This is a genomic window from Mycobacterium sp. 155, assembly GCF_000373905.1.
In the GTDB taxonomy this organism is placed as follows: Bacteria; Actinomycetota; Actinomycetes; order Mycobacteriales; family Mycobacteriaceae; genus Mycobacterium.
In genome coordinates this window covers 1,456,081-1,470,859 of sequence record NZ_KB892705.1, presented here as the reverse complement: position 1 = coordinate 1,470,859, position 14,779 = coordinate 1,456,081, and the positions used below count along the sequence as shown (strand labels likewise).

Here is a 14,779-nt window from a genome sequence, read left to right as displayed (position 1 = left end):
TGAGGAAACAGCAATTTTCGGACTTGCCATGCGGTGCAAATTTGGCATATTGTCGACAACGCGCAACAGATGGACGGCTTGGTTGATGCAGCAGGCCTTGTCCCCCAGCCTCAAGGAGCCCTCGTGACATTCAACGCGCCGAACCTGCCGACGGTCGCCAATCTCATCGACGGTAAGTGGGTCGAGGGTTCGGGTGACGAGACAATCGATGTCGTCAACCCGGCAACAGGACAGACCATCACGAGCTTCCGCGCGGCGAGCGTCGCTGACGTCGACGCTGCGGTGGATGCAGCACGTCGTGCCCAACCTGGCTGGGCTGTCTTGTCGCCTCGCGAACGCTCGCACATCTTGCACGCAATCTCAGCGGAATTCACTGACCGGCTCGCGGAGTTTACTGCGATCGAAGTGATCGACGCGGGCAAGCCAATTACTGCCGCCCGCGAGGAGGAGCTGCCCGATATCGCAGATTCGGTACGTCACTTCGCTGGTGCAGCCCGCCAGCTGAACGCTCAAGCAGCGACCGAATATGTCTCCGGCACAACCACATTCGTGCGTCGTGAGCCGTTGGGTGTGGTCGCCGGCATCACCCCGTGGAACTATCCGCTGTGGCAGGCCGTATGGAAGATCATGCCTGCGCTCGCGGCAGGAAACACCGTCGTCCTCAAGCCTGCAGAGCTGACTCCGCTCACCGCGGTTGCCTTCGCCGAACTTGCGCAGAAACATCTGCCTGCCGGCGTCGTCAACATCGTCAACGGGTTCGGTTCGACTGTGGGCAGTGCTCTGGCCGGCCACCCCGGCGTCAACCTGGTGTCGTTCACCGGCTCCACCGTGACGGGCCGCCACATCGCCGCCGCGGCGGCCGCGCGACCCAACAAGACGGTGCTGGAACTCGGAGGCAACGCCCCCGTCGTCGTGTTCGATGATGTCGATTTCGACACCGCTCCCGAAAAGCTGGTAGGTGCAGCACTTTACAACGCCGGTCAGGAATGTATGGCGGCCTCGCGGATGATTGTGGCCGAGTCGGTCGTAGACAAGTGGGTCGACGCGATCATCGATCAACTGAAGAAGATCAAGGTTGGTGACACCACCGACGAGTCCACGGATCTGGGGCCGCTGATCTCGGCCAAGCAGCGAGACCGTGCTGAAGCGTTGATTGCCAACCGTCCTCCGCATGCGAAAGTTGTCTACGGCGGCGGCCGTGGTGAGCTGCCCGGATTCTTCCTGGAACCGACCCTGATCGTCGGGCTCCAGCAAGATGACGACCTCGTCCAGCAGGAGATCTTCGCACCGGTGATCACGATTCAGACTTTCACCGACGAAGCTGACGCTATTGAGAAGGCCAACGCCGTCGACTTCGGACTGGCGGGATCGGTGTGGACCCGCGACGTGGGCCGTGCCATGCGGGTGGTCAACGCGCTCAACTTCGGAAACGTGTGGATCAACAATCATCTGGTCGTCGCACCAGATCTCCCCATCGGTGGATTCAATCAGTCCGGATACGGGAAGGAAGGCGGCTCCTTGGGAGTCGAAGAATTCACCCGCGTCAAGCAGATCGGGATCTCCCTCGACTGAGTCGGTTCCCGCCGCGGCGCTCCTACAACGACTAACGCAGAGGCTTAAACTCCATGTCCGCCATTGCCCCCGGTCGCCCAACCCGCCGCTTCTAAGGCGGTCCACGAACTGGTTCGGCGGGCCGCGGCGGTGGCGCTGGCAATGGCAGACATGGCACGCGAGTCTCGCGCAGAACTGCTCGACGCAATGGCTTCGGCGGTCGAGGAGCACCGCACTGAACTCGTCGAAACCGCGTCATTGGAAACAGGTTTCGCGGATGCGAAACTGAAGGGCGAGCTGACGCGGGCGGCTTTTCAGTTGAGGTTTTTTGGTGAGGTACTGCATGAGGGCAGCTACCTGGAAGCCACTATCGACCCCTTCGCGTTCTCCGTTGTGGGTGGTGATACCGCCTCAGCTTTGGCCGCGGGGTGTCCGGTGATTGTCAAAGCGCACGAATCCCACCCGGCCACGTCCAAGCTCTCCTACGACATCCTGGTGTCTGCCGCCACCGCCTACGGCGTCCCCGCAGACATTCTGGGTATTGTCTTCGGCTTGCACGGTGGAGCGGAACTGGTCGCGCACAGCGCAATTCGCGTGGCGGTGTCTTGGGCGCAAACCCATGCCGGTCCGTGGCCGGCCACCAATTCCTCACATACCTCTGTCGGCGCGACCGCGGTCCGTAGGTTTCTGCGCCCGATCACATTTCAGAACGCCCCCGAAGCGGCACTCCCCGAAGAGTTGCGCGACGGTTACAGTCGTATTCCACGCCGTATCGACGGGGTGCTGACACCTCCCCCGCCGTCTTAGACGTCGGGGGAGGAAACCGCGTGCCCGTCAGACACTTCGGTTCCGGGTGCGTCATGGATATGGTGGGCGACCGCTGAGAGGATTCGATCCCGATCCCCGGACCGGAAGATCTCGCAGAGTTCGGTGTGCACTGCGGCGACCCCGTGAATATCTGCGAAGGCTTCATGGTCGAGGATGAGGAACAACTTCAGTTTGGATTCCCAGCTCATCCACAGCGCCAGCAATTGAGCGTTGCCACACCGCTCGTAAAAGAAACGGTGGAACGCCAAATGGGTCTCAATCTGCGCCGCCTTGTTGTTTTGGTCCGTGGCCCGATCGAGCTTGGCGACCAGTCCTTCTAGAATTTTCCAGTCTGAAGCGCTCAACCCGGCCAAAGCGAGATTAACGACATACGGCTCGACGAGGACCCGGATCTGCGCGATCTCGGCGACAGTAACCGGGGAGACGGAAGCGACGAATGCGCCACGAAAGGCGACTTTTTCGACGAGCCCTTCCTCTTCGAGTCGACTAAGTGCTTCTCGAACCGGAGACCGGCTGATCTTCATTTCGGTGGCGATATGCGCCTCGCGCAACTGTGTCCCTGGCGGCAATGCGCCGGTGAGAATCGCTTCTCGAATCTGAATGAACGCCGCACTCGGCGTTTTCTGGTGTTGGAGCGGCTCGAACGTCGTCACTAACCTTCCCCCCTTAACGGGATTTGGTCGACAGTATACCGAGTCGCTTGCGCTGGTACGCGCTCCTGTTGAAGGACAACGGCGAACGTGTCTTCTCAAGTCATTGGGCCCGTCAGGGATCGGCGGGCGGCACACGGGCCGCCGGCCGATCCCCAGGCGGTTACTTGTACCCGTCAGCGATGGCCTTTTCGGTGTCCTTGCGCACCACCGCGTCCGCGTCCGGCGAGAGCGGCAGGCGAGGTGCCCGGCAAGGGCCGCCCTTGCGACCCACGATGTCCATCGACAGCTTGATCGCCTGGACGAACGCGGGTTTCGAATCCCACCTCAGCAGCGAGTGCAGGTCCCGGTACATCGGCAAGGCCTTCTCGATGTCTTTTGCCACCGCGAGGTTGAACAATTCCACACAGGCCGCCGGCAAGGCGTTGGGGTATCCGGCGATCCAGCCCTTGGCGCCAGCGATGGCCAACTCGAGCAGGACATCATCGGTACCGATCAAAACGTCGAGTTCGGGTGCCAGCTCGGCGATCTCGTAGATCCGCCGGACGTCGCCACTGAATTCCTTGACAGCGACGATCAAGCCGTCGGCGTGCATCCTCGCCAGGAGCTCCGGCGACAGATCCGTCTTGGTGTCGTGCGGATTGTTATAGGCCACCACTGGGATACCAACTTTGGCGACTGTCTTGAAGTGGTCATAGACGATGGTCTCGTCGGTGCGGTAAGCGTTCGGAGGAAGCTGCAGAATCGCCTGCGCACCGGCGTCTTTCGCTTGCTGCGCCCATGCCGCCGATTCCCGTGCGCCGTACGCGCCGGTGCCCGGCACCACCGAAAAGCCTTCGGGAGCCGCTTCAACGGCAACCTCTACGACCTTGGCTCGCTCCTCGGGGTTCAAGCACTGGTATTCGCCGAGCGATCCGTTCGGAGTGATGCCGGAGCAGCCGTTGGCCGCGAGCCAGCGCACGTGCTCAGCAAAGCTGTCGTAGTCGACCGACAGATCTTCGTTGAACGGCAGCGCACTGGCCACCACCACCCCGTGCCACGGCTGTCCAGTCATATTTTCGAACCCCTTTTGAGTGTTGTCGACAATGTGCAACAATTGTGCAGGGTGCAAACACGTATCGTCAACTCACAGTTTTCAGTGAGCGCCTCGTCTATCGTGACGCGGTGAGTGCGAGAAGGTCTGCGCCGAAACCGGTTTCGCACATCCACAAGCTCGGCCAGGAAGCAGCTGACTTGCTGAGCGCTATCCGGAGAGTAGGACGCGAACGATGTCCGTGGAGTTAACAGAGCTTGAGGCCGAAATGTTAGCCGGGAGTCACGGGGCGGCCACCGCGCTGGCAATGCGCATTGTTATGGCGGCGGCCCGGACGCAAGCCGCGCCGCGGCTGCTCACTGTGAAGTCGGCACATGTTGACAGTTGCCTGTACCACGGACCGTCGAGTCTGGATTTCGTCCGGACACTCGTCGAGGGTGGGGCTCAGGTCAGCGTTCCGACCACATTGAACGTCGGTGGTCTCGATCTGACCCGGCCTGACCTGTTCCGCGGTGCCGAGCCGGTGGGCGCCGCAGCCCGCGAGCTCATGACGGGATACGTGAGCCTGGGGTGCAGACCCACATTCACCTGTGCTCCGTATCAGCTGCCCGGTCGTCCGGCATTCGGTGAAGACGTCGCATGGGCCGAGTCGAATGCAATCGTTTTCGGCAACAGCATGATTGGCCTGCGCACCAACCGCTATGGGGACCTGATCGATATCTGCGCGGCTATCACCGGCCGAGTTCCTTACTGCGGCCTGCATGTCGAGGCCAATCGGCGAGCCGAGATGGTGTTCACGGTCGGCGATGACGTGGTGGAGGCAACGGATTCCGATCTGCTTCCCTCACTGCTGGGGCACCACATTGGACGTCGAACGGGCAGTCTCATCCCCGCCCTCTCGGGCTTGAGCTCGGTACAGATCACCGAGGATTGGGGCAAGAACTTCGGCGCGGCGGCAGCCAGCAGCGGCGGTGTCGCGCTGTTCCACCTCGTGGGTGTCACACCCGAGGCGCCGGACCTGGCCACCGCACTGCACGGGCAAGACCCCGTTCGCCTGGAGTCCGTCACTCTCGACGACCTGCGGCAGGCACGCCGCGAACTCACTACCGCATCGAGCGGTGAACCATTGGGTGGCGTGAGCATCGGCACCCCGCATCTGTCCCGGACCCAGTTAGTCGAGATGGCAACCCAACTGCGTGGTCAACAGGTTCGGGTTCCGACGTATGCCACCACCAGCCGATCGGTGTTGGCGGCCGAGCCAGGGGCGCAACAGATTTTGGAGGCCAGTGGAGTGACCATAGTCCGCGATACCTGCACTTATGGGCAATCGGTGATCATGCAGCCCGAGGGGGCCGTGATGACCAACTCGGCGAAATGGGCGTACTACGCGCCGGCACACCTGGGCTTCTCGGTCATGCTCGCAAGCGTCACCGATTGCCTGCTCAGCGCCGTCCGCGGTGAGATCACCGTGACGGATGGGTCGCTTCGATGACGAGACAGCAGATCAACGCCGAATTACTCCTGGGCGGATCGGCCTCGGGCCCGTTGCTCACTCTTCGTGAGCCCGTCAGTTTCTGGGGCGGCGTCGACGATCAGACCGGCACGATCATCGATCGTAATCATCCACAACATGGCGTCAGCTTGGCCGCGACTGCCTTGCTAATGGGGGCGACACGGGGGTCGAGCTCATCGAGTAGCACTTTTCTGGAATGCGTGCGCCTTGGTACGGCCCCGGCCATTCTCCTACTGACTGAACGAGATGCCATCTTGACGGTGGCGGCCGCCGCCGCTTGGGAGATCTACCGGACTGGTCCCACAGTGCTGATCCTTCCCGAGATGCCAGAGCTGGTTGGTCCGCATACCATCACCGTCGACGCTGGTGGCGCCCTCTTCGCGAGTCGCGAGTAGAAGTCTCGGCGGTTCGCGCCGCGCGCCGCGACGAGAAGCCGATACGAGCCGACCGCTGGTCGGCCAAAGCTGTTTGCGCACTAGAAAATAACGGTCCCGGCGCTGCGGTGGCTGAAAGATTCGGGGCTTGCGCCAGGGTTCGGCAGCTCGTCAGAAAAATATAAATTTCCCTTCGAAATCCCGCTTCCCGATGGTACATTGTCGACAACAGTCAGGGCTGCGGGATTCCTCCCGGTAGCTTAGGTCGAATCGATGGAGGAAGTAGTGGTGAATCCCGCAGAACACGCACAGCCAGGGCTTTACCTACCGACGGCGTCGGGCACCTGGAGTCGACGCTCCTTTCTCCGCGCCGCGGGTGGCGGGGCCGCTGCGCTGGCCGTCGGCGGCGCCTTGGCGGCCTGCGGGGGCGGTGGCACTAATAGCGGCGCCGGCGGTGGCGGTGGCCAGCCCAAGACTGGTGGCACGCTGACACTCGGCTATCTCGGCGGCGGATCGGCAGACACCCTCGACGGCCAGAACCCGGCGAACACCGCGGACTGGGCCCGGGCTTACGCGCTCTACGACGGCTTGATGCGGCTCGATAACAACGGGCAGCTGGTCATGTCACTGGCACAGTCGGTCGAACCGGACGCCACCGGCCTGGAGTGGACCATCAAGATCCACCCGAATATCAAGACGCACAAGGGCAAACCGTATACCGCTGACGATGTCCTCTACAGCTTGCGTCGGATCATCGACAATAAGTACTTCTCTGCAGCTCCGCTCGGGCCGATCGACTTCGCGGCGACCAAGGTCGCGGATCCAACCACCCTGATCGTCAAATACTCTCGGCCATATTCGGTGCTGCGCGAGGCGCTAGCGCTGAACTACACCATCATGGTGCCCCGAGATTTCGACCCCAAGGATCCCGACGGTACGGGACCGTTCAAGTACCAGTCCTTCACGCCGGGAACTGGCAGCACCTTCACGCGCAACGCGGAATACTGGGACGGCCCGGGACCGTATGTGGATACGTTCATCGTCACCAATATTGGCGACGAGGGCTCTGCGGTCAACGCGCTGCAGTCGGATCAGGTCGACGTCGTCAACCAGCTGTCCAACAACTCGGCCACGGTGTTGAAGAACAGTGGACAGCAGGTCTATAGCAAGCCGTCCGGTTCACTGGGCATGTTCACCACCAATTGGTTGCTCGCACCGTTCAATGATGTCCGTGTCCGACAGGCGGTACGTCTGACGATCGACCGGAATGCGATGGTGCAGCAGGTGTTCGGCGGACAGGGCCAGATCGGCAATGACATCGTCGGCAAGCTCGACCCGCTGTACGACAGCTCGATCCCGCAGCGAGAGCGGGATCTGGACCAGGCCAAGGCGCTGCTCAAGGAGGCCGGCGCCGAGAATCTGGTCATCAATATGCCGGTGGCGCCATTCGGTCCCGGAATGGTCCCAGCTGCAGAGGTTTTGGCGACGCAGCTCAAGGACGTTGGTATCCAGCTCAACGTTCAGCAACAGAGCGTGACCGAATACTACGACAAGTCTCTTGGGAAAACACAGCTGGGGCAAGACTTCTGGCCGACGACTCCCTACCTCATCGTGGCCGGCATGGCGATGGACGGTGACCGAGGGACGTTCAACCAGAGTCATCAAAACGATCCGGAATACAACGCCTTGTACGCCGAGGCGGTTTCGACCCTTGATCCAGGCAAGCAGAAGGACATTGCCCACCAGATGCAGAGGATCGAGTACGACCGCGGTGGAAACATCGTCCCCTACTACTACCCCACGATCGACGCCAGCTCTCCTCGGGTGCACGGTATCGAGCCGACCGCTAACGGCCTCGGACCCAACGGTCTCTTCTGGGCCAACATCTGGGTCGACTGACGAAAGCAGCTGTATCAGAGGAGATTTGTCGTGAGTGAAATGACAATCGAGCCCGCGACAGCTATCGTCGGGGACCAGCCCAAGCCACCACGCCCCGTGCTGCAGTTGCTCGCGCGGCGAATTCCCTTGGGAATTCTGTCCGTCATCGTTGCTGCGGTGATCGTGTACTGGGCCACTGTGATCCTGCCGGGTGACGCCGCGCAGGCGATCCTCGGTCAGCTCGCCACACCGGAAAGGCTGGCCGCACTACGAGCTCAGCTCGGGCTCGACAAACCGGCCCTGCAGGCCTTCTTCGACTGGTCATGGGGTTTCCTGCATGGAGATTTCGGTACTTCCCTGACGCAGCACCGCCCGGTCTGGCAGGTCGTGGAGCCGAAGCTTCTCAACTCGGCAGCCCTGGTCGCGGTGGTGCTCGTGCTCTCCACGGTGGTCGGAGTGGCCGCCGGCATGTGGACGGCGCGCCGCCCCGACGGCTTCGCGGACACCGTACTCGGAGTGGTATCGCTGGTAGCCGCTTCGTTGCCGGAGTTTGTGGTCGGCGTTCTTGTTCTGCTGGCCTTGGCCGTCGGACCGTTGAAGTTTTTCCCCGCGTTGTCATCAGTGCCGCCGGACACACCGATATGGACTCAACCCGAAAAGATGGTGTTGCCGATCCTGACGTTGATGATCGTCGTGACGCCGTACGTGTACCGAATGGTACGTGCGGCCACCATCGAAGCACTCGCCTCGGACTATTGCGAGGTCGCGGTCCTGAAAGGCACCGCGCCGTGGCGGGTATTGATCCGGCACGCGCTACCTAACGCGTTAGCGCCGACCATTCAGGTCGTAGGGCTGAATCTGCTCTATCTCGCCGGCGGAATCGTCATGGTAGAGACCGTCTTCACTTACCCGGGAATTGGCAGATTGTTGGTCGATGCCATCAACACTCGGGACATCCCGGTGTTGCAGTTTGTCGTTGTTCTTCTCGCGATCTTCTACGTCTGCGTGAACATCCTGGCCGATGTTCTGGTACTCGTCGCCACCCCGAGGCGGAGGTTCCCTCGATGATCTTCTCCAACGCCGCACGCTCAAAAGGACGACGACAGGGCGGCATACTGCGGTCCGTGGCCGCAGCGACGCGTAGTCGTCGTGGCCGCTGGGGACTGCTGCTGGCAGCAATCCCCGTCGCGACCGCTGTCATCGGTCCGCTCCTGGTGAGTACCACGGATACAACGAATTTTGTTGCACCGCCGATGAGTACACCGGGCGGTGCCGCCGGATTGTTCGGCACCGACCAACTTGGCCGCAGCGTCCTGGATCGCACGCTCGACGGTGGGCTGCAGCTGCTTGTCTCGGCGGCGGTGGCGACCGCCGTGATTCTGCTAGTTGGTTCTGCGGTCGGCATCGTCGCCGCGTACGAAGGTGGTTGGACCGAACTCCTTCTCATGCGCTCGGCCGATGTCCTGTTGGTCATCCCGCAATTGGTCTTCGCGTTGGTTCTGGTGAGCATCTCCGGACAATCGCAGATCCTGATCGTCCTGGCGGTCGCAATATCGCAAGCACCGCAGACGGCCCGGGTGGTGTACTCCTGCGCCCAGAACGTGTGCGAACAAGACTATGTCAAGGTCGTCCGGCTCTGGGGAGCCAAACGGCACCGCATTTTCATTGGGCAGGTGCTGCCCAACCTGATCACGCCGTTGTCGGTGGAAGCGGGTCTGCGGCTGAGCTATTCGATCATCATGATCGCCGGCCTGAACTTTCTCGGTTTCGGGGTGCGGCCGCCAGCGCCGTCCTGGGGCGTGATGATCAACGAGAATCGCATCGGACTGGGCATCAATCCCTGGGGTGTGGTCGTCCCCACTGTCTTGCTTGCCCTTCTGGCCGTCGGCACCAACATGTTCACTGATGCCCTGGCGCGCGTCAGTCTGGGCGAACGTGGTGCCGAATCACTTGAGCTCAGCTCCTCACTTCCCCAGGATCAGCAATGACTTCAACGAACCCAACACCCCCCTCGCCGCTGCGGCTGGTCGTCAATGGTGTGAATATCGCGCTGGCGGACCACGACACCCCTGTGGTTGCCGACTTCTCCGTCACCCTGGAGCCCGGCAAAATCCTTGCCCTGGTTGGCGAGTCAGGATCCGGAAAGAGCACGGCGTCGTTGAGTCTGCTCGGCTTGGCCCGGCCCGGGTTGAAGGTGGTATCGGGGTCGGCCGTGATTGACGGCGTCAATATTCTCGGGCTCAAAGACCGTCAACTACGCGATGTCCGCGGCCGCGTTATCTCCTACGTCCCACAGGATCCCACCAGCGGCCTGAATCCCGCGATACGTGTAGGCGCACAGGTACGCGAAGCGCTGACCAACCATGCCGGCAGCGTCGAAGGCGATATCGATGTGAGGGTTCGGGAACTACTCGAGGGGGTCGGCCTGCCCCCGGAGGACCGCATCCTGCGCAGCTACCCGCATCAACTTTCTGGGGGCCAGCAGCAGCGTGTCGCGATCGCGATGGCATTCGCCTGCCGGCCCTCGGTGGTGGTCCTCGACGAGCCCACAACAGGTCTGGACGTGACCACGCAGCGGCGCGTTTTGGAGACGGTCTGTCAACTGACCGACCGCTATAAATCGAGTGCGATCTACGTCAGCCATGACCTGGCTGTAGTCGCCAACATCGCCGACTACACCGCGGTCATGTACGCCGGGCGCATCGTCGAAATGGGCAACACTGACGATGTCTTTCGGCGGCCCGCGCACCAGTACACCCGTGGCCTGCTGAACGCGATTCCGGACGTGGACAATCCGACCAAACTCCAAGGCATCGCTGGCAGTCCGCCCCGTCCGGGCGCGTGGCCGGCAGGATGCTCGTTCGCGAGCCGATGTCAGGTCGCCACGGACGAATGCCGAAAAGAAGTTCCGGCTGCGACACCGATCCGGCAGGGGCACTGGGCGAGCTGTGTCCACGCGATGCGCGATAGCGGAGATCTGCTCGCGGGTACGCGAGTTCCGGTGCATCTCAGCGATGCCATGCCCATCATGCGAGTCGAAAACCTGGATGCGTGGTTCGGCAAGGTTCAGGCACTTCACAATATCGATCTCGAACTGAAGCCCGGCGAGTGCACCGCCATCGTTGGTGAATCCGGTTCGGGAAAAACGACTTTGGCGCGATGCATAGTCGGCCTCAACAAAAACTGGGCTGGAACGCTGACGCTCGATTCGGAGAGCGTCATGCCGGATGCGGGTAAACGATCGATGGATCAGCGTCGACGTATGCAATACATCTTCCAAAATCCGTATTCATCGCTGAATCCGCGGGCGACCGTGGCGCAGAGTCTGGAAGAGCCGCTTAGGTTGTTCTATAAGCTGTCCCGGTCCGAGCGTGACACCCGCATTCGGCAGGTCCTCGGCGAAGTAGCCCTTACTGAGACTTACGCTGACCGCATGCCGGGTCACCTCTCGGGAGGTGAGCGGCAACGTGTCGCGATCGCGCGGGCACTGCTGGTGAATCCGGACGTGCTGGTGTGCGACGAAATCACCTCGGCGCTCGATGTTTCAGTGCAGGCGATGGTGGTCGAGCGGTTGCGGCGGCTCCAGGTCGACCGTGGGCTGTCGATGTTGTTCATCACGCATAACTTGGCGGTTGTCAGCAGCATCGCCCAGCGGGTCGTGGTGCTCGCCCGCGGGAGGGTGGTGGAGGCAGGCACGACTCAGCAGGTCCTCGACAATCCGCAGCATCCCTACACGCAACAGCTCCTTCGTGATCTTCCGCGGATGCCGAGTGCTGAAGGGGATGTCGAACAAAATTGCATGACCGGGCCCACCAAACTGACTGGGTGACAGACGCGTTCGCGCAGCCCGACCGAAACTCATACGAGGAGTAACAGTGGGAACGATCACTCAACGTGGAATCGACGACCTCCCCATCATGGAAGAGTTCGACCGTCCTGACTTCGGCACCGACTTCGGGTGGGTCACGGCTGACCTCTTCACGCGTCCATATAAAGGCCTAATGCGGACCTCCTGGGGCGACGTCGTGGTGTATAGCAACGCCGATCTTGCCGCGCTGCGGGCGCACCCCGGCAGCACCCATCAGCCGATAGATGTCATGTTCGAAAGCTTCGGTGACGTCGACAAGAGCGGGCTCAATCGGCTGTTCGGTGCCAACACCTTCTCCTGGCAGCCCCCGGTTCACAAACCGGGCAAGCAACTTCTGATGAGGTTGTTCACGCCGAAGAGCGTGGGTCGCTTTCACGACACCTTCGTCCAGATCGTTCGGACCCTGCTCGATGATGCGATAGCGCGGGAGCAGGTCGACTTCGTTAAGGATGTGGCCCGTCCGGCAGTGGCCCAGTTCTGGAGTCATGTACTCGGATTGACGGTCGAAGAAGCAACCGAATTGGTGCACCTGGCCGGCCAGGTGCAGGCCTCATTCACCCTGAGGCCGAGCCGGGACGTCATCGTCAGATCGAACACCTCGGCGCACGAATACATGGATCTGCTGAACGCGTCGATGTCGCGGGCTGCCGCGGGCGGGGAATACCCGCTGCTGACCGAACTGGTGGCCGAGTACGCCACAATGGATGATCTCGGCCGACCTGCTGACCCGTTTGTGCACCTCGGTGCGGCGCTCATCGACGGGTTTCACACCCTCGGGGCGATATTGAGTTCGGTGGTCTATGCGTTGCTGGAGGCGGGCTTGCAACCCGAGGCGACGGACCGCCCGGTGATGAGCTTCGCCACCGCGGCCTACCAAGAGGGAGTCCGCCTTCACTCGGCGATCACAGCGTTATCACGCTGGGCAGTAGAAGATTTCGTATACGACGACGTACTGATCCCGCGGGGCACGAACATCCAGATGGCGTGGCTGCTCGGAAATCGCGACCCGGAAGTGTTCGACGATCCGGCTACATATCGGCTGGACCGTGCGAATCGTGTCAAGCAGTTCAGCTTCGGCGGCGGCTTCTACGTGTGCGCCGGGCGCAGTGTCGTTCAGGCACTCAGCGAGGTTCTGCTCGCCGAACTTGCCGGCAACTCCATCGCGGTAGAGCTGGCCGGTGAAGCGCGATGGGATCCCGCATCGTTGTTGCACGAGCTGAAAGCGCTTCCCGTCGCACTACGCCGCCGCTGAACTCCCAACCTTTCCACGTTCGATTGAAGGACGATTGTGCCGACCCATATTCAACTGATCATTCGGGAGCGCCGCGACGAATCAGAAGGGGTCATTTCGCTGATCCTGCAACGGCCCGACGGCGGTGAATTACCTTCTTGGGAACCGGGATCTCACATCGATCTCGTTCTCGACAGCGACCTCATCCGGCAGTACTCGCTGTCATCGGATCCCAGCGATCACACCCAGTGGCGGGTCGGGGTGTTGCGGGAGCCGGCCGGCCGCGGCGGATCCGAATTCATCTTCGGAAAACTGCATACAGGTGACCACGTGCAGGTCAGTGCACCACGGAACAACTTTGCACTCGAATCGGCGTCGAAGTACCTGTTCATCGCGGGGGGTATAGGGATCACACCGATCCTGCCGATGATTACGCAGGCCAACGCCGAAGGTGCTGACTGGACACTGCTGTACGGCGGCAGGACCAGGAGGTCGATGGCCTTCGTCGACGAACTCGCCCGCTTTGGCGATCGGGTCACGATCGCGCCGCAGGATGAGGTGGGGCTGCTCGATATCGCCACCGCCGTGGCAGAATCACCCGGCGCTCACGTGTATGCGTGCGGGCCGGAGCCACTGCTAAAGGCGGTGGAAGCCCAGATGGTATCCGCGCTCGACAATCTCCACGTGGAGCGCTTTGCGCCAAAGGATGTCGAAACTAGCTGGGAAGATGAAGAATTCGAGGTGGAGTTCGTCGACAGCGGTATTACCGTCACCGTTCCCGTCGGACGCTCGATTCTGGCGGTCGCAGAGGAAGCCGGTGTCCCGGTCTTCTCATCGTGTGGCGAAGGTACATGTGGAACATGCCTCACTACCATCGTCTCTGGGCGCGCGGAACATCGCGACTCCATTTTGAGTGAAGGCGAGCAGCAGGAGCAAACCAGCATGCTGATCTGTGTGTCTCGGGCCGAAAGAGGTTGTCCGCGACTCGAACTCACGATATGAGTATGGTGCAGTGTCATCGCGCCGAAGAGCCTTCGGCCTCGGCGCTCACCACCAGGGCGGCGTGCTGACACCGTCCAGCAAAAAGGCATCGTGTCCGCACCGACCTAGTGGGCAGGTAGGCGCCACTGTCTACAGCCCGGATGGAACGACCTTGCCGTTGACCGTCACCTCGACCTGGCCGGTCTTCGTGTTGTACGCGATCTTGCCGTGCTCGAACGTCGACACGAGCAGATCGCCGTCGGCATTCTCGTCGCTGGTGGGCACGCCCAGCGGACCTGCCGAGCCATTATTGCCGGTGACCGCAGGCACGCCGTCCGGATCGCGCTGGACATTCCAGGCCTCCCGGATCTTGCCCCAGGTGATATACGCAGGTGTGCCCGCCTCGTCGTTCTTGGCGACGATTACGCCGCCCTGGAACTGCTGGAACACCACGCCACTCTCCCGCGTTCCCGCGTTGTGATCACCCGTCAGCGGCTTACCCAGAGCGTCCTTCTGGCTCGTGGTCGCCGACGAGTACTTGGCAGCGATCGGGCCGGTCAGCGTCACCTCGACGTCTCTCTCCCCGATGAGCTTCACTTCGGCGGGCTGCACCGGGGTTTCAGATGTGGAGGTGGAGATCAACCCGACCTGAGGCGGCATTGACGCGTCGACGTTCGTGCCATTGCTGCAGCCCACAGTGATCAGCGCGACAGCGGTTAGACCGACGACTGCCGTGCGGCGGTATGCGATCGTCCTCATGGGCTTCCTCTCACGTCTTCCGGTGGTCTGGGTCGAGTTATAGCCGAACCCTCGCCCGGCCCGGACTATAGCCGAAGCTCTTGAGCGGCGCGGGCAATTGCGGTCTTCGTAAC

Annotated in this window: 13 protein-coding genes; 10 read left to right on the top strand and 3 right to left on the bottom strand. The window is 61.8% G+C overall.

What is annotated here, in order from left to right; genetic code table 11:
* Positions 1–69: 69 nt before the first annotated feature.
* Both B133_RS0106750 and B133_RS0106745 read left to right on the top strand, forming a co-directional pair.
* Positions 70–1,572 carry an aldehyde dehydrogenase family protein gene (locus B133_RS0106750; RefSeq protein ID WP_018599970.1) on the top strand — a complete coding sequence of 501 codons (1,503 nt, stop codon included), beginning with the start codon at positions 70–72 and terminating at the stop codon, positions 1,570–1,572.
* 63 nt (positions 1,573–1,635) lie between these two features.
* Positions 1,636–2,358 (top strand): aldehyde dehydrogenase family protein, encoded by a 723-nt coding sequence (locus B133_RS0106745; RefSeq protein WP_018599969.1) that lies wholly within the window; start codon positions 1,636–1,638, stop codon positions 2,356–2,358.
* On the opposite strand, the gene B133_RS22435 is transcribed toward B133_RS0106745, so the two are convergent.
* Both B133_RS22435 and B133_RS0106735 read right to left on the bottom strand, forming a co-directional pair.
* Positions 2,355–3,032, bottom strand: a complete 678-nt coding sequence (locus tag B133_RS22435) for a GntR family transcriptional regulator (RefSeq protein ID WP_018599968.1) — start codon at positions 3,030–3,032, stop codon at positions 2,355–2,357. The two genes, B133_RS0106745 and B133_RS22435, sit on opposite strands and share 4 nt — an antisense overlap.
* Before the next feature lie 160 nt (positions 3,033–3,192).
* On the bottom strand, positions 3,193–4,083 hold the full coding sequence (locus B133_RS0106735; RefSeq protein WP_026256068.1) for a dihydrodipicolinate synthase family protein: 891 nt from the start codon (positions 4,081–4,083) through the stop codon (positions 3,193–3,195).
* 214 nt (positions 4,084–4,297) lie between these two features.
* On the opposite strand from B133_RS0106735, the gene B133_RS0106730 reads away from it, so the two are divergent.
* The 8 genes from B133_RS0106730 (at position 4,298) to B133_RS0106695 (ending at position 13,928) form a co-directional block, all read left to right on the top strand.
* Entirely contained in the window at positions 4,298–5,554 is a 1,257-nt protein-coding gene (locus B133_RS0106730) for an aconitase X catalytic domain-containing protein (protein ID WP_026256067.1), read from the top strand.
* Positions 5,551–5,970, top strand: a complete 420-nt coding sequence (locus B133_RS0106725) for an aconitase X swivel domain-containing protein (RefSeq protein ID WP_018599965.1) — start codon at positions 5,551–5,553, stop codon at positions 5,968–5,970. Before B133_RS0106730 ends, B133_RS0106725 begins: the two co-directional genes overlap by 4 nt.
* Positions 5,971–6,222: 252 nt before the next feature.
* Complete coding sequence (locus B133_RS0106720; protein ID WP_018599964.1) at positions 6,223–7,848, top strand: ABC transporter substrate-binding protein; 1,626 nt, start codon at positions 6,223–6,225, stop codon at positions 7,846–7,848.
* A 39-nt stretch (positions 7,849–7,887) separates the two neighbouring features.
* Positions 7,888–8,895 carry an ABC transporter permease gene (locus B133_RS0106715; protein WP_232423353.1) on the top strand — a complete coding sequence of 336 codons (1,008 nt, stop codon included), beginning with the start codon at positions 7,888–7,890 and terminating at the stop codon, positions 8,893–8,895.
* 56 nt (positions 8,896–8,951) lie between these two features.
* Positions 8,952–9,815 carry an ABC transporter permease gene (locus B133_RS22430; protein WP_157625796.1) on the top strand — a complete coding sequence of 288 codons (864 nt, stop codon included), beginning with the start codon at positions 8,952–8,954 and terminating at the stop codon, positions 9,813–9,815.
* An 83-nt stretch (positions 9,816–9,898) separates the two neighbouring features.
* A complete protein-coding gene (locus B133_RS22425; protein ID WP_232423263.1) occupies positions 9,899–11,656 on the top strand; it encodes an ABC transporter ATP-binding protein in 1,758 nt (585 codons plus the stop codon).
* A gap of 46 nt (positions 11,657–11,702) precedes the next feature.
* Positions 11,703–12,947, top strand: coding sequence for a cytochrome P450 (locus B133_RS0106700; RefSeq protein WP_018599959.1), 1,245 nt, complete (start codon positions 11,703–11,705; stop codon positions 12,945–12,947).
* Positions 12,948–12,983: 36 nt separating this feature from the next.
* The gene (locus tag B133_RS0106695; protein ID WP_018599958.1) at positions 12,984–13,928 is read left to right on the top strand and encodes a PDR/VanB family oxidoreductase; all 945 of its coding nucleotides are present in this window, start codon (positions 12,984–12,986) and stop codon (positions 13,926–13,928) included.
* 129 nt (positions 13,929–14,057) lie between these two features.
* Here the strand turns inward: B133_RS0106695 and B133_RS0106690 are convergent, their stop codons facing one another.
* Positions 14,058–14,666, bottom strand: coding sequence for an LGFP repeat-containing protein (locus B133_RS0106690; RefSeq protein ID WP_018599957.1), 609 nt, complete (start codon positions 14,664–14,666; stop codon positions 14,058–14,060).
* Between the last annotated feature and the right edge of the window lie 113 nt (positions 14,667–14,779).